Below are 16,739 nucleotides of genomic sequence, written 5' to 3'. Positions count from 1 at the left end.
GCCCGTCGTTCCGGTCGGCGCGTGGCCGTTGTCGGCACGCCTGTCGCGCCCCTTTTGTCACGACCTATACGCGGCGGCCAGCCCTGTCTCAAGCGTAACGCTGCGAAAAGGCGGCGCGGGGGTGCTTGGCCTCTGCCGGGCGTGGTCCTATGGACGCGATCCGACGCACCGCCCGCAGCTTCAGGGCCGCAGCCGAGGAAAGCCGATGACCGACGACGACGTCCTTGCCGAATTCCGTGCCGCCGACGCGCTGCTGGAAGGGCATTTCGTCCTGTCGTCGGGTCTGCGCTCGTCGCGCTACCTGCAATGCGCGCGCGTGCTGATGGACCCGCGCCGGGCCGCGCGGCTGAGCGAGGCATTGGCGCAGCGCATCCCCGCCGAACTGCGTGGTCAGATCAGCGCTGTCGTCTCGCCCGCGATGGGCGGCGTGATCGCAGGCCACGAAATGGCGCGCGCGCTGGGCGTGCCCGCGATGTTCGTCGAGCGGCCGACCGGCACGTTCGAACTGCGCCGCGGTTTCCGGCTGGAGCAGGGGCAGGCGGTGCTGATGATGGAGGACGTCGTCACAACGGGTCTGAGCTCGCGCGAGGCGATTCTGGCGATCGAGGCGGCGGGCGGGCGCGTCATCGCGGGCGCGGCGCTGGTCGACCGGTCGAACGGCAGCGCCGATATCGGCGTGCCCTTCTTCCCGCTGATCCGGCTGGACGTGCCGACCTACGCGGCGGACGCGCTGCCGCCGGACCTGGCGGCGATCCCCGCGATCAAGCCGGGGAGCCGGGCGGCGTGATCGGGCTCCTCGCCGCGCTGGCGATCCTCTTCGCCGTTCGTGCCGAGCCTGTCGAAACACGGCCGCAGAGCGCACCGCCCGCGACACGCCCTTCGACAAGCTCAGCACGAACGGTGGAGGAGCGGGCGGACGAGACCGCTACGCAATACAAGCTGGCCGGCGAGGTGCTGATCGCCAAGGGCGATCGCATCCTGCTCGACCGCGGCTATGGCACGATCGATCCGGCGGGCGGCGCGGCGCACAAGGCCGGCGAGCGCTGGCGGCTCGCGTCGATCACCAAGCAGGTCTTCGCCGTCATGGCGGTGGCGGCGGATGGCGATCAGCTCGATACGCCGCTCGGCGTCGCGGCAAAGCAGCCGGCACTTGGCGCGACGACGCTCCGGCAGTTGCTGACGCATCACAGCGGCCTGGCCGACCCGGACGCGACCCCCGCCGACGCCGCCGGCGTGCCCGGCTTCTACCGCGCCGCGGCGCCGGACCTTGGCTATTGCCTGTCGCGGCCCGCGACGCCGGGGGCGGCGTTCCATTACAACAATTGCGACTATCTGGTCGCGGCGTCGATCGTCATCGACGACGTGCGCACCGATACCGTCTGGCCGCGAGGCATGGCGATGGCGCGTGCCGGCGAAGTGGGTGTTCCCGGCTTCGTCGCGGGCAAAGCGGAGCCCGCGCTGACGCTGGCCAACTGGGGCGCGGCGGGCGGTCTGATCGGTTCCGCGCCGGCGGTCTTCGCGTTCGATCGCGCGCTGATGACGGGCAAGCTGCTGCCGCCCGCCGGCCTCAAGGCATTGTGGACGCCCGAAGGCAACGGCAGCTACCAGGCGCTGGGCCAATGGGTGTTCCCCGGCAGGTTCAAGGGCTGCGCCGCGCCCAAGCGAATCGTGCAGCGCGACGGCGAAATCTATGGCATCCAAGCGCGCAACTTCATCCTGCCCGACGACGATCTGGTCGTGATCGTCTTCACCAACCGCTCGTCCGACGATTTCAAGTTCGGCGAGGTGTGGGAGGGCAAGGGCTTCACCTACGACCTGCTGTCCGCGGTGGCCTGTTCGTGAGCGCCTTCACCGGTCGGGCGATCGGTCTGGTATTCGCGGGCCTGTGGCTCGTCCTGGGCGCAACGGCGCTGCCGCTGCCGTGGTGCTATCTCGTCGGCGGGCTGGGGTTCGTCGTGATCGGCGCGCTGTTGTGGCGCGCGTGGCGGATGGACGAGCCGCGCACCGGGCTGTTTCGCATGCCGCGCTATCGGATCGCGGTGATCGCGGAATTCGCCGCGATCGCGCTGGCGCAGGCGATGCTCGCCCGGTTCGGGCTGAGCGCCTACCTGTTGCCGGTGGTCGGCGTGCTGGTCGGGCTGCATTTCGTCGGCCTGTGGTGGGCCGGCGGCGGCACGCGCTATCTGGGGCTTGCCGCGACGATGACCGCGATCGATGGCGCCGCGCTGGTGCTGCTGTCGCCCGGCAGGCCCGCGATGCAGGCGGTCGCCGGTCTGGGGTCGGCCGCGGCGCTGGCGTATTTCGCAGGTACGGGAAGAAGGCAATGAACGACGATCTTCGCCTGGGCGTCAACATCGACCATGTCGCGACCGTGCGCAACGCGCGCGGCAGCGGCTATCCCGATCCGGTGCGTGCCGCCTTGCTCGCCGCCGAGGCGGGCGCGGACGGCATCACCGCGCACCTGCGCGAGGATCGCCGGCATATCACCGACCAGGACATCGCGCGGTTGTCGGCCGAGCTGACGATCCCGCTCAACCTCGAAATGGCGGCGACCGACGAGATGCTGGGCATCGCGCTGCGCCATCGCCCGCATGCCGCGTGCATCGTGCCGGAAAAGCGCGAGGAGCGTACCACCGAGGGGGGGCTGGATGCGGCGGGCCAGTTCGATCACCTCGCACCGATGGTCGCGAGCCTGCGCGCGGCAGGGGTGCGCGTGTCGTTGTTCATCGAGCCCGATGCGAGCCAGATCGATGCCGCGATCCGGCTGGGCGCGCCGGTGGTCGAGCTGCACACCGGCCGCTACGCCGAGCTGGACGGCGAGGGCCGCACCGCGGAGCTGCGCCGGCTTTCCGACGCCGCGGCGCTGGCCGCGAAGAACGGGATCGAGGTGCATGCGGGGCACGGTCTGACGTTCGACAATGTCGGGCCGATCGCGGCGATCCCGCAGGTGCGCGAGCTCAACATCGGCCATTTCCTGGTCGGCGAGGCATTGTTCGTCGGGCTGGACGAGGCGGTGCGCCGGATGCGCGCCGAGATGGACGCGGCGCGGTGAACGGGACCGCCAATCCTCCCCGCTCCGCGGGAAGGGGGAGCGATTGGGTCGAACGCGCTCCGCGCGTTCGAGGATGGCCGGAGGCCATCCGGTCCATTGCTCGCCCGCAGGGCGTGGTGGGGGGGCGACCAAGCAGCGTCGTCGCCTTGGGCTGCCCCTCCACCACCCGGCTGCGCCGGGCGGTCCCCCTCCCCGCGAAGCGGGGAGGACTTGGGTGGTGATCATCGGTCTGGGTTCTGACCTGTGCAATATCGAGCGGATCCAGGCGTCGCTCGACCGGTTCGGCGCGCGATTCGAGCAGCGCGTGTTCACCGATGCCGAACTCGACCGCGCGGCGCGGCGGCCGTTCACCAAGGCCGGCACGCTCGCCAAGCGGTTCGCCGCGAAGGAGGCGTTTTCCAAGGCGGTCGGCACCGGATTCAAGCGCGGCGTGTTCATGAGGGACATCGGCGTCGTCAATGCCCCCTCGGGCGCGCCGACGCTTGCGCTGACCGGCGGGGCGAAGGAACGCCTTGACGCGATGGTCCCCGAAGGCCACGTCGCACGCATCCACCTGACCCTGACCGACGATCACCCCTGGGCGCAGGCCTTCGTGGTGATCGAGGCGATCCCCGACCCCAAGGCATGAAGGAAGCGGTGTTGGACACCAGCGAGACGGCCGAGCGTAACCCCCAGACCCCCACGCCCCACACGCCGGCGTCCGCGCCCGCAGCCGCGACGGACAGCCCGCCCGCGAAGAAGGGCACCGACTGGTGGGGCGAGATCAAGGGCATCTTCTGGCTGGTGCTGATCGTGCTCGGCTTCCACAGCTTCATCGCCAAGCCGTTCTACATCCCGTCCGAATCGATGCTGCCGGGCCTCAGGATCGGCGACCGGCTGGTCGTGTCGAAATTCGTCTATGGCTGGTCGTTCGTGTCGCCGACGATCCCCGACCCGGTCGCGATCTTCAATGCGGTGGTGCTGCGCAAGCACGAGGACAGCTGGAGCGTCGGCCTGCCCTTCATCCACGGGCGCCTGCTCGGCCGGCTGCCGACGCGTGGCGACGTCGTCATCGTCACGCCGCCGGGCACGCACAACGATTACATCAAGCGCGTCATCGGCCTGCCGGGCGACACGCTGGCGGTGCGCGGCGGCACGGTGATCCTGAACGGCAAGCCGGTCGAGCGCGGGCCGCTGCATTATGTCGACATTCCGGTCGATACCAACAGCCCGTGCAGCGAGAGCGACTATTTCGGGGCGAAGCGGCCGGCGCCGGACGGCACGGGCTATGTCTGCCATCTGCCGATCGTCACCGAAACGCTGCCCAACGGCCGCCGATACGACACCGTCGATCTCGACCCCGACAGCCCAGGCGACAATTATGGGCCGATCCGGATTCCCGCCGACCATGTCTTCCTGATGGGTGACAATCGCGACCGGTCGGCTGACAGCCGCTTCCCGCTCAGCCAGCTCGGCCTCGGCGGCCCCGTGCCGTACGAGAACCTTGGCGGCCGTGCGGAGTTCATCACCTTCAGCCTCGATGGCGACGCGACGCTCAACCCGCTGACCTGGTGGGGATCGCTGCGCCCGCATCGCGCCGGGCTTTCGCTGCATCCGCAGCAGGTCGAGCAGGGGGGACGATAATGACCGACGCGCAGATCGTGCAAGAGCCGAGCCCGAACGAACTGCGCGACCCGTTCGTCCGCCGGGAGATGAAGCGCGCGAGCGTGTGGCTGGGGATGATCGGGGCGATCGCGCTGACCGTGCTGCTGATCCAGCCGCTGCTCATCATCCTTGCCGGCATCGTCTTTGCCGCGCTGCTCGACGGCGGCGTGCGGCTGCTGGGCAAGGTGCTGCCGATCGGGCGCGGCTGGCGGCTGCTCATCGTCGTGCTGCTCGTCGTCGCCTTTCTGTTCGGCACCGCCTATCTCACCGGCGTGCAGGTCACCGAACAGGTGATGCAGCTGCGCTCGACGCTGGAGACGCAGGCGAACCGCTTCACCGGCTTTCTCAGCAGACAGGGGTTGATGCCCGGCGCGTCGGACCTCAACGGCATCGCGAAACAGGCATTGGGATCGGTGGGGCGCGTCACCTCGTGGGTGGGCACCGCGATCGGCGCGATCACCAGCCTGTTCATGATGCTCGTCCTCGGCCTGTTCCTGGCGATGGAGCCGCGCGTCTACGAACGCGGGCTGCAATGGCTGGTGCCCACCGACGCGCGTCCCGAATTCGCGCGCACGCTCAACCGGATGGGCGTGACGTTGCGCAAGCTGCTCGCCGGGCGCCTGCTCGGCATGGCGTTCGAGGGGGCGTTCATCTTCCTCGCGCTGGCGGTGGGTGGCGTGCCGATGGCGATGCTGCTCGGCATCATTGCGGGCGTGCTCGCCTTCATCCCCAACATCGGCGCGATCATCACCGGCGTGCTGATGATCGCGGTCGGCTTCAGCGCAGGGACGCACACCGGCGTCTGGGCGCTGGTCACCTATCTGGTGGTGCAGACGATCGACGGCTATGTCGTCGTGCCGATGGTGGCGAAGCGCACCGTCGACCTGCCGCCGGCGCTGACATTGGGCACGCAGATCATGGCGAGCGCGCTGTTCGGCATCCTGGGCCTCGCGCTCGCCGACCCGATGACCGCGATGATCAAGACGGCGCTTGAGCGTAGCGCCGAGCGCGAAGGCGAACGGGCGGACGAAGCAGCGAATCGAACAGACTGAGGTAACGCGCCGCCGAATCGCTGCCCGGTTGCGGCACGGGCTCGGGGCGCGGCGCGGCGAGCCAGTGCGCCAGCGCGGCGGCGAGCGCGCCGGCATCGTCGCGCGCGACGATGCTGCCCAGCCGCCGGTCGCCGACGATCTCCGCCACCGCGGGGCTCGAATCGGTGGTGACGACGGGTGTGCCGACCGACAGCGCCTCGCGCAGCACGCCCGGCACGCCTTCATAGTCCGACGCCAGCGCCAGCATCGACGCGCGCGCCATCGCGGGCAGCGGGTCGGCGGTATGGCCGAGCAGGCGGACGCGATCCGACAGGCCCAGTTCGGCCGCCTGCCGTTCCAGCGCGGGGCGCAATTCGCCTTCGCCGAGGATCGCAAGGCCGACGTCGCGCGGCAGCGCGGGCAGGGCGGCGATCACCCGGTCCCAGCGCTTCTGCGGCACGAGCCGCCCGACGCCGAGCACGAATCGCCCGGCCGGTAGCGCGGGCATCGGCGCGTCGGCGACCGGCGGCGCGGGGGGATTGGGGATGACGCTGGTCCGCGCGCGCATCCGCGTCAGCCGTCCCGCTTCGTGCGCGGTCGCCGGCGTCATCGCGACGAGATGGTCGAGGAACCAGCCGTGCTGCGTCAGCCAGGCGCGGTGCGCAAGGTCGAGGACGGGGCCGTGGTCGCCGCGCGCGGCGGCGTTGGACATCTTGCCGACGATCGGCGGACAGTCGCGCCCCAGCCGCAGCTTCGTCCAGGCGGCGATCGCGGTGTAGAAATTGCCGGCGCAGAAGATGACGTCGGGCGCGACGCGGCGCACGATTTCCGGCAGGCGGAACTGGGCCATGTATCCCGGCGTGCCGAGCCGGATCAGGTCGAGCCCTGCGGGCATTTCCGCGGCGAGCGGTCCCGTGTCGTCGCCGACGACGAAGGTGACGCGGCGCCCTTCCGCCAGCCAGCTGCGCGCGAGGCGCAGCTGCGCGCGCTCGACGCCGCCGCCGGACAGGTCACAGGCATAAGTGAGAATGTGCTGGGCGATCATCGGCGTCGCCCTCCTGCCACAGCTTGGCCACATACGAAAGTTACGGCGATTTCATGTGCGCGCCCGATGCGGTAAGGCTAAGGCGCCCCAACTCAAAGCGGATCAACGGGTTGCAGATCGACCAGCGTACAGACCGGCCAGCCGAGCGTCCCGACGCCGATTCCGCCACCGGCGATTCCATCCCCGGTCTCGAACCCCTCGCCACGATCAAGAGCCGCTGGCCGACGATCATCGGCGGCCTGCTGACGCTCGCCATGCTCGGCGGGCTGGCGCACGAGCTGCTGAGTTCGGGGCTGAAGGGACTCGAGCAGTCGGTGCCGCGCCAGCCGTTGTTCTACGCCGCCTTCGCGGTGCTCTATTTCATCCCGCCGCTCGCCGATTTCCTGATCTTCCGCCGGTTGTGGGGCATCCCGCTCGCCGGGCTGATCGCGCTGATCAAGAAGCGGATCGCGAACGACGTCGTCATGGGCTATTCGGGCGAGGCGTATTTCTACGCCTGGGCGCGCGCGCGGGCGCATCTGGTCGCGGCGCCGTTCGGCGCGGTGAAGGACGTGTCGATCCTGTCGGCGATCGCGGGCAATGCGGTGACGCTGGCGATGATCGCGCTGGCGCTGCCCGTCGGGCGCGCGCTGATCCCGCCGGAGATGATGCGCTACGTCTACGGATCGCTGGTCGTCATCTTCGGCACGTCGCTGCCCTTCCTGATCTTTTCGAAGCGGGTCTTTTCGCTGTCGCGCCGCGACCTGTGGTTCGTGTTCGCGGTCCATTGCGGGCGGCTGATCGGCGGCGCGCTGTTTTTGGCGGTCGCCTGGGCGCTGGCGATGCCGAGTGTGTCGGTCGGCACGTGGATCTTCCTGTCGGCGGGGCGGATGCTGTTCTCGCGATTGCCGCTTTTGCCTAACAAGGACCTGCTTTTCGCCAATTTTGCGATCCTGATGATCGGGCAGGATCAGCAATTGTCGGAGCTGATCGCCTTCACCGCCGCGGCCGTGCTGCTGGTCCATGTGGTGCTGATCGTCGGCTTCGGGATCGAATCTCTGGTGATGAGGACACGGCGGGCATGAAGACGGCATGGTTGGCCCCGGTCGCGCTGCTGGCGGCGACGATCGCCGGCCCCGCGGCGGCGCGGGCAGAGGTGATCGGCATGGATGCGGCGGCGTGCACGAACCGCGAAGGCCCCGCGATCCTTGCCAATATCGTCGGTCTCAAGGACCGCAAGGGCCGGCTGAAGCTGGAACTGTATCCGGCGAACGAGGACGATTTCCTGAAGGACGACCGCGACCTCGTCGCGCAGGGCAAGACGTTCCGCCGCGTCTGGGTGCAGACCCCGCCGGCTGGCGCGGTCGACATCTGTATCCGCGTGCCGCATCCGGGCCGTTACGCCTTGTTCGCGACGCACGACCGCGACGGCAAGAACAAGTTCAACTTCTTCCAGGACGGCGCCGGTTTTCCGGGCGGCGCGCGGCTCGGCATGTCGCGGCCCAAACTGGCGCAGGCGCTGATCGAGGTTGGCAACGGCGTTGCGACCACCAATATCCGCATGCAATACCTGCGCGGCTTCGGCGGGTTCGGGCCGAACAAGGGCGACTGACATGCGGATCGTCGACGTCAACGAAATCTATTCGCCGACCGGCGGCGGCGTGCGGACGTATATCGACCGCAAGATCAGCGTGCTTGCGAGCATGGGGCACGAGCTGATCGTCCTCGCGCCGGGCAAAGAGGACCGGATCGAGCATCGCCCCGGCGGCGGCGCGATCCATTACATCAAGTCGCGCGGCATGCCGTTCGATTCGAACTACGGCCTGTTCTGGGATCCGGCGCCGATCCACGCGCGGCTCGACGAACTCGACCCCGACGTCGTCGAGAACTGCTCGCCGTGGCGATCGGCGTGGATCGTGTTGAACTGGCAGGGAAGGGCGATCCGATCGTTCTTCATGCACAACGACAATCTCGAGGCCTATGCCAAGCGCTGGTTCAACCGGCTGGCATCGGAAGAGCGGATCGAACGCGCCTTTTCGTGGTACGACCGGTATCTGCAGCGGTTCCTGCGCGAGTTCGATACGGTCGTGACCAACGGCCCCGCGCTGACGCGGCAGCTGACCGCGCGCGGGGTGCGCGTCGACACGACCGTGCCGCTGGGCATCGAGCGGACGCCGTTTTCGCCGAGCCTTCGCGATGAACAGCTGCGCGCCGCGTTGCTCGCGCAATGCGACTTGCCGCCGGACGCGCATCTGTTGCTCGGCGTCGGGCGGCACCATCCCGAGAAGCGCTGGCCGATGGTGATCGACGCAGTGCAGCGCGCCGGTGCGCGCGTGCCGGTCGGCCTCGTCATCCTGGGCCAGGGCATGGATACAAAGACGCTGGAGCGCCACATCGGCAGCAGCCCGCACATCCGCCTGTTCCACCCGGTCTATGACCGCGCGCGGCTGGCGAAGATCATGGCGAGCTGCGACGCCTACGTCCATGGCTGCGGCACGGAGACGTTCGGGCTGGTGCCGGCGGAAGCGCTGGCGTGTGGCGCGCCGCTGATCCTGCCCGACAGTGGCGGTGCGGCGGAGCTGGCCAACCCGCTCTACACCGAAAGCTTCAGGGAACGCGACGCGGTGTCCTGCGCCGACGCGATCCTGCGCATGTGCGCGCGCGATCCGGCGATCGTCCGCCGCGCCGCCGCCGTCGCATCCGGCAAAGTGCGCACCGATGAAACGCACGCCGCGGAACTGATCGCGCATTACGAGGCGGTGATCGCCGCCAAGTCGGGACTATCCCTCCCGCACGCGGCACACGCGGCGCGCGCGTAAGCCGTCTTCCCGATCAACCGCCCCCCGTTCGTCCTGCGCTTGTCGAAGGACGTGTCAGAGGCGCTGCGTATCGGGTCCGTGCTTCGACAGGCTCAGCACGAACGGCAGTTTGCGTCATGCTTTGGCGGCCGTCAGGCGGCTAGAAGGTCCGCGTAGCGCGACGGCGTATGCCGGCGGAAGGCGGCGAAGGTCCGCGTGATGCTGTCGAGCAATTGCGGTACCCGCACGTCGCCGGGATGCACCGCGATCCGCACCGTCGGCAGCGGCTGCAGCAGCGGGCGCAAGGCCGCCGCGGCGGCGAGCGAGGACAGCTGGCGCGGGCGCGAGCGGCTGGCCCAGGTGATGACCGGGCCGCGCGCCAGCCTGCGCCCGTCGGCGGGGACCCAGACGCGGGCATGATCCTCCGCCAGCGCGAACCCCGCGTCGGCCAGCGCCGCCTTCGCGCCGTCCGAATAGAGCCAGGCGGGCGCGATGAAGCCCGCCGCCGGGCGGCCGATAATGTCCTCGACCAAAGCCTTGCCGCGGCGCATGCGGTCCAGCGCCTCGTCATGGCTGAGGCCCAGGAACTCGCCCTCGCCCGCGGTCATGTGCTTGCCCTTGAGCGCGGCGACCTTGCCCTGGTGCGGCGTGTCGTCGCGGTGGAACCAGCCGTGGACGAACATCTCGACGCCCTCGTCGGCCCAGCCACGCAGCCGCTGCGCATAAGCCGGCGTGATCGGTGCGCCGCCCCAGTGATCGGGCACGACCAGCATCGCGAGGCGCCGCCCGACGTGCGGGGCGAGATGGTCGAGCAGGCGGTCGACCTCGCCCTCGAACCGGGGCGAGACGTCGTGGATCGAGGCGAGCAGGCGTTTCATCGGCCAAGCTTATAGACGCGGATCGTCTCGTTGCCCATCGGCAGCGCGGCGGCGAGGCGATAGCCGCGCGCCATCGCGGCGGTGACGAAGGCATGCGCGGCGGGGCGTTCGCCATTGTAGGGCGGGCGCGTCACGACGACCGCGGGATGCTGCGCCAGGATGCGCGCGATCTCCGCCTGCTGGTCGACGCCGGTCGCCCCCGCCTCGCGCGCACGACCGAGATGCGCAGGGACGATGTAGCGCGACAGCGTGCACCGATCGGTCGCGACATAGAGCATCGTGCTGCCCGAATAGACGTACAGGCAGCCGGGACCGCGACCGACCGCCTGCGTCAGCGCGGCGAATTCGCGCGCGTCGCCGCGTTCGCCGCGCAACGCGACGAGCACGATCTGCCCCGCGAGCGCCGCGGTGAGGAGCAGCGCGGGGGCGCGCCAGCGCTGCCACGCCGCGCTGCCCAGCATGCCCGCCGCGGCGGCGCAGGCAGGAAGCAGGATCGGCAGGCTGTAATGGTCGAACCACGGGCGGAAGGCGAGCACGCTGGCAATGGCGACGCCCAGCCACCAGCTGAGGAACAGGCGCGTCCGGTCGCCGTCACGCGGCGCGCGGCGGAGCGCGAGAATGGCAAGCGCGACGAGCGGCGAGGTGAGGAGGACGATCTGCCCCAGATTGCCCGCCAGTTCGCCGAGGGGATCGGGATTGCGATGGAAGATCGACAGGAAATTGGCGTAGACGAACGCGTCCCACTGGCCGATCGCGGCATAGGCCGCAGCGGCGAGCGCGGTCGGCAGCAGGGCGAGCGCGACGAGCGCGGCGCCATAGCCCAACAGCGCTGCCGGCCGCTTCGCCCGCCGCCATTCGTCGGCGAGCAGCCACAGGCCGAAGAACACGCCCTCCAGCAGCACCGAATATTTGATCTGCAGCGCGATGCCGACCAGCGCCATCGCCGCCGCGCCGAGCAGGCGGCGGTGCGGCGAGGATGCCGAGCGCAGGATGAGCAGCGCGGCGGCGATGGCGAGCGGATTGTAGAAGACCGGCGACTGGCCGCCCTGGCCGCCGAGCAGGTCGAGCCACAGGATATAGGCGATCGCGCCCGCGGTCGCGCCGCGGCCGAAGCCGGCGCGGCTGGCGAGCGTCGCGACCTGCATCGCCGTCCACACCGTCGCGGCGAGCGCGAGCAGCTGGTACGCCCAGATGCCGAGCGGAAAGCCGAAACCCGCGGGCAGCGCGTAGAGCAGGAACAGGCCGAGGGGTTTGCGGTCCCACACGTCGACGAACGGCAGCTGGCCGTGCCAGAGCGCGCTGCCGGTGAAATAGTAGAATTCCTCGTCGACGTGGACGACCGGGTTGCCGAAGGTCAGCGCGCGCGCGGCGATCGCGACGAGGATCAGGATCGCGAGCCGCAGGCGGGGCTGGGATAGGATGGACATGGGTCTGGTGTCTCTGTTCCTCCCCGGCACGGGGAGGGGGACCAGCGAAGCTGGTGGAGGGGCAGCGGCGGGCGATACTCTGCTTGGGTTGCCCCTCCGTCACGCCTGCGGCGTGCCACCTCCCCGTGCCGGGGAGGAAGGAGCGCGTCTGGCGGTGACCAAATAGTCGAGCGCGGTCGAGCTCGACAGGTCGAACCCCTTGGCGGGCGAAAAGGCGAGGCCGGTGACGTCCGTCACCTCCAGCCCGGCATCGACGAGCAGCGCGGTGAGTTCGTCGGGGGTCAGGAACTTGTTCCAGTCGTGCGTGCCGCGCGGGATGCGGCCCGTCCCCTCGGCAAGGCCGATCAGGGCGAGGCGCGACAGCGGCGTGCGGTTGGGCGTCGACAGGACGAGCAAGCCGCCGTCCGCCAGCGCGTTGGCGAGGCCGCGGACGAAGCCGGCGGGGTCGCGGACATGTTCGATCACCTCGAGGCAGGTGACGAGGTCGTAGCGGCCCGTTTCCTGCTCGATGCCGTGCGCGCGATAGGTGATGGCGAGGCCGCCCTGCGCGGCGTGCGCCTGCGCGACCGCGACGTTCTCGGCTGCCGCGTCGAGCCCGGTGACCTGCGCGCCCAGCCGCGCGAGCGGTTCGGCAAGCAGGCCGGCGCCGCAGCCGACGTCGAGGGCGGTCTTGCCGGCGAGCGGGGTGAAGCCGGTGTCGTCGCCGTCCCAGTGCAGGTCGATCGCAGCGCGAATGTAGCGCAGCCGGACGGGATTGAGCTTGTGCAGCATCGCCGACGATCCGCTGGGGTCCCACCATTCGGCGGCCATCCGGCCGAAATGCGCGGCTTCCTGCGGGTCGATCGTGACGGTGCCGGGGGCCGGGGCGCCGGGCTCGTTCGTGCTGCTTGCGCTTGCCATGGCCGCTACCTATCAGGGCGCACCCTTTCACCCAAGGAGTTTGGCGGGACCAGATGGCACGCATCGTGATGAAGTTCGGCGGCACGTCGATGGCCGGGATCGAGCGCATCCGGAGCGTCGCCGCGCGCGTCAAACGCGAGGTGGCGGCAGGTAACGAGGTCGCCGTCGTCGTCTCCGCCATGGCGGGCGAGACGGACCGGCTGGTCGGTTTCTGCCGCGAGGCGTCGTCGCTCTACGACCCACGCGAATATGACGTCGTCGTGGCGGCGGGTGAGCAGATTACCAGCGGGCTGCTCGCGATCGCGCTGCAGGCGGCGGAGGTGAAGGCGCGGAGCTGGCTCGGCTGGCAACTGCCGATCCACACCGACGACGCGCATGCCAAGGCGCGGATCGGCGGAATCGAGACCGACGCGTTGCTCGCCAGCATGGCGGCGGGCGAGGTCGCGGTGATCCCGGGCTTCCAGGGCCTGTCCGACGACAACCGCGTCACGACGCTGGGCCGTGGCGGGTCGGATACCTCGGCGGTCGCGGTGGCGGCCGCGATCAAGGCGGACCGGTGCGACATCTATACCGACGTCGACGGCGTCTACACCACCGATCCGCGCATCGTCCCGCGCGCGCGCAAGCTCGCCAAGGTGACGTATGAGGAGATGCTGGAGCTTGCCAGCGTCGGCGCGAAAGTGTTGCAGACCCGCTCGGTCGGCCTTGCGATGAAGGCACAGGTCCGCGTCCAGGTGCTCTCGTCCTTCACCGGCGAGGACGCGCCGATGGCGGATACATTGCCCGGCACGATGATCGTCGGGGAAGAGGAGATTGAAGACGTGGAACGCCAGCTGATCACCGGCATCGCGCACGACAAGAACGAGGCGAAGATCACGCTGACCGGCGTGCCCGATAAGCCCGGCGCGGTGGCGAGCATCTTCGAACCACTCGCGAGCGCGAACATCAACGTCGACATGATCATCCAGAATATCGCGCACAACCACGGGTCGACCGACGTCACCTTCACCGTTCCGTCCGCCGACCTGGCACGCTCGATCGAGACGCTGAACCAGGGGCGCGAGGCGATCGGTTTCGGCGAACTCGTCCACGACACGCGCGTCGCGAAGGTCTCCGTCGTCGGCGTCGGCATGCGCAGCCATGCGGGCGTCGCCAGCACGATGTTCACCGTCTTGGGCCAGCGCGGCATCAACATCCAGGCGATCTCGACCAGCGAGATCAAGGTCAGCGTGCTGATCCACGAGGACGAGACCGAACTGGCGGTGCGCGTGCTGCACACCGCCTACGGGCTGGATGCCGAGGCGGCGTAAAAATCCCCCTCCCGCTTGCGGGAGGGGTTAGGGGAGGGCATGGCGTCGACCATGACTCTTTTCGCTACCGACACCGCTGCGCCCTCTTCCTCGACCGGCCATCAGCGCCTCGCCCGTCGCATGGCCCGGGGCGCTGCGTTCCTCGGCTCCGACGTCGCGATCATGGCGGGCGCCATGTCGTGGGTCAGCGAGCGCAATCTCGTCGCCGCGATGTCGAATGCCGGGGGCTTTGGCGTGATCGCGTGCGGCGCGATGACGCCCGCGCTGCTCGATGCGGAAATCGCGGGGACGAAGGCGCTGACGGACAAGCCGTTCGGCGTGAACCTCATCACCATGCACCCCGCCCTGTTCGACCTGATCGCGGTGTGCGCGAAGCATGCGGTCGGCCATGTCGTGCTCGCCGGCGGTCTGCCGCCCAAGGGTTCGCTGGAAGCGATCAAGGCGATGGGGGCGAAGGTGATCTGCTTCGCGCCGACGCTGGCGCTGGCGAAGAAGCTGATCCGGTCGGGCGTCGATGCCTTGGTGATCGAGGGGATGGAGGCGGGCGGCCATATCGGCCCGGTGTCGACCAGCGTGCTGGCGCAGGAAATGCTGCCCGAGATCGCCGACACGGTCCCCGTGTTCGTCGCCGGCGGCATCGGCCGCGGCGAGGCGATCGCCGGATATCTCGACATGGGCGCGGCGGGCGTCCAGCTCGGCACGCGCTTCGTCTGCGCGACCGAATCGATCGCGCACCCCAATTTCAAGAAGGCGTTCATCCGCGCCTCTGCCCGCGATGCGGTGGCGAGCGTGCAGATCGACCCGCGCCTGCCCGTCATCCCGGTCCGCGCGCTGAAGAATGCGGGCGGCGAGCTGTTCACCGCCAAGCAGCGCGAGGTCGCGCAGGCGCTGGACGAGGGCAGCGTCGCGATGGCCGAGGCGCAGTTGCAGATCGAACATTATTGGGCGGGCGCGCTGCGCCGCGCGGTGATCGAGGGCGACGTCGAGCATGGTAGCGTCATGGCGGGCCAGTCGGTGGGCATGGTGACGAAAGAAGAGCCGATCGCCGACATCATCGCCGCGCTGATGGCCGAGGCCGCAGCTGCGCTGGAGGCGCGGACACGATAACCCGGCGGCAGGCGGCGGTCCTGCGACGGACCGATCCGCGCTTCGTCGCGCTGCTTACCGCGCGTTAACCATTCCGGCGTCACTATCGGCTTCACCACAGCGGGGGGCTGGAAGGACGCCGGAATCATGCGCCGCTCTATTGCCATTTCGATGACCGTGCTGGCGCTGACCGCCGGCTGTGCCACGCGCCGCGCCGTGCAGGCGCCCGCCGTCGTCGCGACGTTGCCAGCGCCGCCGCCCGCGCCCGCGGTGGCGATGCCCAAGGGCGCGTATCCGGGCATGCCCGTGCCCGCGCGGCTTGCCGACGGCCGCTATGCGACGCCAAACCGCGACCTGACGCCGGCCGCCACCGTCTGGCATTTGCGCGCCGCGCTCAACGTCGCCGCGCTCGCCTGCCGCGGCGGTGACGCCGCGACGATCGTCAACGACTACAACGCGCTGCTGACCAGCCAGAAGGCGCCGCTCGCCGCCGCGCAGAGCCGCTACGCCGCAGAATGGAAAGCGAGCGGGGGCGATTGGCAGAAACGCTACGACGACGCGATGACGCGCCTTTACAATTTCTTCTCGCAATCGCCCGCGCGCGACGGCTTCTGCCGCGCCGCCGCGGCGACACTGTCCGACGCGCAGACGGTGACCGCGGCCGATCTGCCCGCGTTCGCGAGCGGACGCCTTGCGGTGCTGGAACAGCCGTTCACCGATTTCTACGCCGCCTATGACGCGTGGCGCGCCGATCGTGCGCGGCTCGACCAATTGGCGATGGTGAGCATGCCCGTGCCCGCGAACGTCGTCGCGGTGCAGGCGGTGCCCGCCGCCGCCCCCGCCGCCCGCCCGCGCCTCGCGGTCGACACCAGCGCGCTGATCGACACCGCCGTCGCTCAGTGACCGTCGGCGAGGTGGAAGATGGCCTCGACCGGCCGTTCCAGCACGCGCGCCAGCCGTAGCGCGAGCACCGTCGAAGGCACGAAGACGCCGTTCTCGACGGTGTTGATCGTCTTGCGGCTGACGCCGACCCGTTCGGCGAGCGCCGCCTGGGTCAGGCCCAGCCGCTCGCGTTCCTCTTTCAAGCAATTGCCAAGCTCGCTCATCGCGCCGCGCGCAGTTCCAGCGTCGCGAAGCTGACCATCGCGGCGACGAGCGCGGCGGTCGCGACGACGCGCGCGACGTCATAGGCGGTGAGCATCGCATCGTGCGCGAAGGGCGCGATCGTCAACGCCGCGACCAGGCTGGCCCAGAAACCTGCAGTGCAGCTCATCCGGCGATGCTCGCGCACGACCTCGTCGTCGAGCAATTGACTCAACCGGCTGTTCGGGCGGAGCCAGCGCCGCCACGGCAGCAGCATCAGCGCGCAGACCAACGCAACGCCCAGCCAGAAGCCGTCGACGAAATCGCGGCGCAGTACTGTCATCCCCGCCATTTCCACGACCAGTAGCACCCCGCCGAGCACATAGAAGCCGATCGCCCACGTCCGGCTGTAGCGTTCGGCCTGGTCGATCGCGCTTTCCGTCAGAACCGTCATGTCCGTTCCTTCAATGTAACCTCTAGGTTACATGTAACGTACAGGTTACATC

At 69.6% G+C, this 16,739-nt stretch carries 19 protein-coding genes; 13 read left to right on the top strand and 6 right to left on the bottom strand.

The genetic code is table 11. The features are described from left to right. Positions 1-205 precede the first annotated feature (205 nt). The 7 genes from pyrE to DM480_RS05220 all read left to right on the top strand — a co-directional run bounded on the left by pyrE (position 206) and on the right by DM480_RS05220 (position 5,748). Positions 206-787 (top strand): orotate phosphoribosyltransferase, encoded by a 582-nt coding sequence (pyrE, locus tag DM480_RS05250; RefSeq protein ID WP_115377901.1) that lies wholly within the window; start codon positions 206-208, stop codon positions 785-787. Continuing rightward, positions 784-1,842 (top strand): serine hydrolase domain-containing protein, encoded by a 1,059-nt coding sequence (locus DM480_RS05245; protein ID WP_115377900.1) that lies wholly within the window; start codon positions 784-786, stop codon positions 1,840-1,842. The genes pyrE and DM480_RS05245 overlap by 4 nt, the downstream gene beginning before the upstream one ends. Beyond that, positions 1,839-2,327: a hypothetical protein gene (locus tag DM480_RS05240; protein WP_115377899.1), complete on the top strand. Its 489-nt coding sequence runs from the start codon at positions 1,839-1,841 to the stop codon at positions 2,325-2,327. The genes DM480_RS05245 and DM480_RS05240 overlap by 4 nt, the downstream gene beginning before the upstream one ends. After that, on the top strand, positions 2,324-3,052 hold the full coding sequence (locus DM480_RS05235; protein ID WP_115377898.1) for a pyridoxine 5'-phosphate synthase: 729 nt from the start codon (positions 2,324-2,326) through the stop codon (positions 3,050-3,052). The genes DM480_RS05240 and DM480_RS05235 overlap by 4 nt, the downstream gene beginning before the upstream one ends. 217 nt (positions 3,053-3,269) lie before the next feature. Then, positions 3,270-3,680: a holo-ACP synthase gene (gene acpS, locus DM480_RS05230; RefSeq protein WP_115377897.1), complete on the top strand. Its 411-nt coding sequence runs from the start codon at positions 3,270-3,272 to the stop codon at positions 3,678-3,680. Continuing rightward, complete coding sequence (gene lepB, locus DM480_RS05225; RefSeq protein ID WP_115377896.1) at positions 3,677-4,675, top strand: signal peptidase I; 999 nt, start codon at positions 3,677-3,679, stop codon at positions 4,673-4,675. Before acpS ends, lepB begins: the two co-directional genes overlap by 4 nt. Then, positions 4,675-5,748, top strand: a complete 1,074-nt coding sequence (locus tag DM480_RS05220) for an AI-2E family transporter (RefSeq protein WP_115377895.1) — start codon at positions 4,675-4,677, stop codon at positions 5,746-5,748. The genes lepB and DM480_RS05220 overlap by 1 nt, the downstream gene beginning before the upstream one ends. Here the strand turns inward: DM480_RS05220 and DM480_RS05215 are convergent. Beyond that, positions 5,675-6,772: a glycosyltransferase gene (locus DM480_RS05215; protein WP_115377894.1), complete on the bottom strand. Its 1,098-nt coding sequence runs from the start codon at positions 6,770-6,772 to the stop codon at positions 5,675-5,677. The two genes, DM480_RS05220 and DM480_RS05215, sit on opposite strands and share 74 nt — an antisense overlap. 110 nt (positions 6,773-6,882) lie before the next feature. Here DM480_RS05215 and DM480_RS05210 point away from each other — a divergent pair, with 110 nt between their 5' ends. From DM480_RS05210 to DM480_RS05200, 3 genes are read left to right on the top strand one after another with little or no spacing between them, the layout of a single operon-like run. Beyond that, positions 6,883-7,836: a hypothetical protein gene (locus DM480_RS05210; RefSeq protein WP_115377893.1), complete on the top strand. Its 954-nt coding sequence runs from the start codon at positions 6,883-6,885 to the stop codon at positions 7,834-7,836. Beyond that, complete coding sequence (locus tag DM480_RS05205; RefSeq protein WP_115377892.1) at positions 7,833-8,363, top strand: DUF2141 domain-containing protein; 531 nt, start codon at positions 7,833-7,835, stop codon at positions 8,361-8,363. Before DM480_RS05210 ends, DM480_RS05205 begins: the two co-directional genes overlap by 4 nt. Before the next feature lies 1 nt (position 8,364). Beyond that, a complete protein-coding gene (locus tag DM480_RS05200; RefSeq protein ID WP_115377891.1) occupies positions 8,365-9,570 on the top strand; it encodes a glycosyltransferase in 1,206 nt (401 codons plus the stop codon). A 131-nt stretch (positions 9,571-9,701) separates the two neighbouring features. Here DM480_RS05200 and DM480_RS05195 read toward each other — a convergent pair whose 3' ends face one another. From DM480_RS05195 to ubiG, 3 genes are all read right to left on the bottom strand, one after another. Next, entirely contained in the window at positions 9,702-10,427 is a 726-nt protein-coding gene (locus DM480_RS05195; protein WP_115377890.1) for a DUF2334 domain-containing protein, read from the bottom strand. Further along, on the bottom strand, positions 10,424-11,854 hold the full coding sequence (locus DM480_RS05190) for a hypothetical protein (protein ID WP_115377889.1): 1,431 nt from the start codon (positions 11,852-11,854) through the stop codon (positions 10,424-10,426). The genes DM480_RS05195 and DM480_RS05190 overlap by 4 nt, the downstream gene beginning before the upstream one ends. 99 nt (positions 11,855-11,953) lie before the next feature. After that, complete coding sequence (ubiG, locus tag DM480_RS05185; RefSeq protein ID WP_115377888.1) at positions 11,954-12,754, bottom strand: bifunctional 2-polyprenyl-6-hydroxyphenol methylase/3-demethylubiquinol 3-O-methyltransferase UbiG; 801 nt, start codon at positions 12,752-12,754, stop codon at positions 11,954-11,956. Positions 12,755-12,807: 53 nt separating this feature from the next. Between ubiG and DM480_RS05180 the strand changes: the two genes are divergently transcribed. The 3 genes from DM480_RS05180 to DM480_RS05170 all read left to right on the top strand — a co-directional run bounded on the left by DM480_RS05180 (position 12,808) and on the right by DM480_RS05170 (position 16,053). Beyond that, positions 12,808-14,064 carry an aspartate kinase gene (locus tag DM480_RS05180; protein WP_115377887.1) on the top strand — a complete coding sequence of 419 codons (1,257 nt, stop codon included), beginning with the start codon at positions 12,808-12,810 and terminating at the stop codon, positions 14,062-14,064. Between the two features lie 120 nt (positions 14,065-14,184). Then, the gene (locus DM480_RS05175; RefSeq protein ID WP_115377886.1) at positions 14,185-15,171 is read left to right on the top strand and encodes an NAD(P)H-dependent flavin oxidoreductase; all 987 of its coding nucleotides are present in this window, start codon (positions 14,185-14,187) and stop codon (positions 15,169-15,171) included. Between the two features lie 126 nt (positions 15,172-15,297). Continuing rightward, positions 15,298-16,053, top strand: coding sequence for a hypothetical protein (locus tag DM480_RS05170; protein ID WP_115377885.1), 756 nt, complete (start codon positions 15,298-15,300; stop codon positions 16,051-16,053). On the opposite strand, the gene DM480_RS05165 is transcribed toward DM480_RS05170, so the two are convergent. Both DM480_RS05165 and DM480_RS05160 read right to left on the bottom strand, forming a co-directional pair. Continuing rightward, positions 16,047-16,256 carry a helix-turn-helix transcriptional regulator gene (locus tag DM480_RS05165; RefSeq protein ID WP_115377884.1) on the bottom strand — a complete coding sequence of 70 codons (210 nt, stop codon included), beginning with the start codon at positions 16,254-16,256 and terminating at the stop codon, positions 16,047-16,049. The two genes, DM480_RS05170 and DM480_RS05165, sit on opposite strands and share 7 nt — an antisense overlap. Then, positions 16,253-16,687 (bottom strand): hypothetical protein, encoded by a 435-nt coding sequence (locus DM480_RS05160; protein ID WP_115377883.1) that lies wholly within the window; start codon positions 16,685-16,687, stop codon positions 16,253-16,255. The genes DM480_RS05165 and DM480_RS05160 overlap by 4 nt, the downstream gene beginning before the upstream one ends. Positions 16,688-16,739 lie beyond the last annotated feature (52 nt).

It is taken from the genome of Sphingomonas sp. FARSPH, from assembly GCF_003355005.1.
Lineage (GTDB): Bacteria > Pseudomonadota > Alphaproteobacteria > Sphingomonadales > Sphingomonadaceae > Sphingomonas.
The sequence above is the reverse complement of the archived record's forward strand: the minus strand, read 5'-3'. Positions and strand labels throughout refer to the sequence as shown.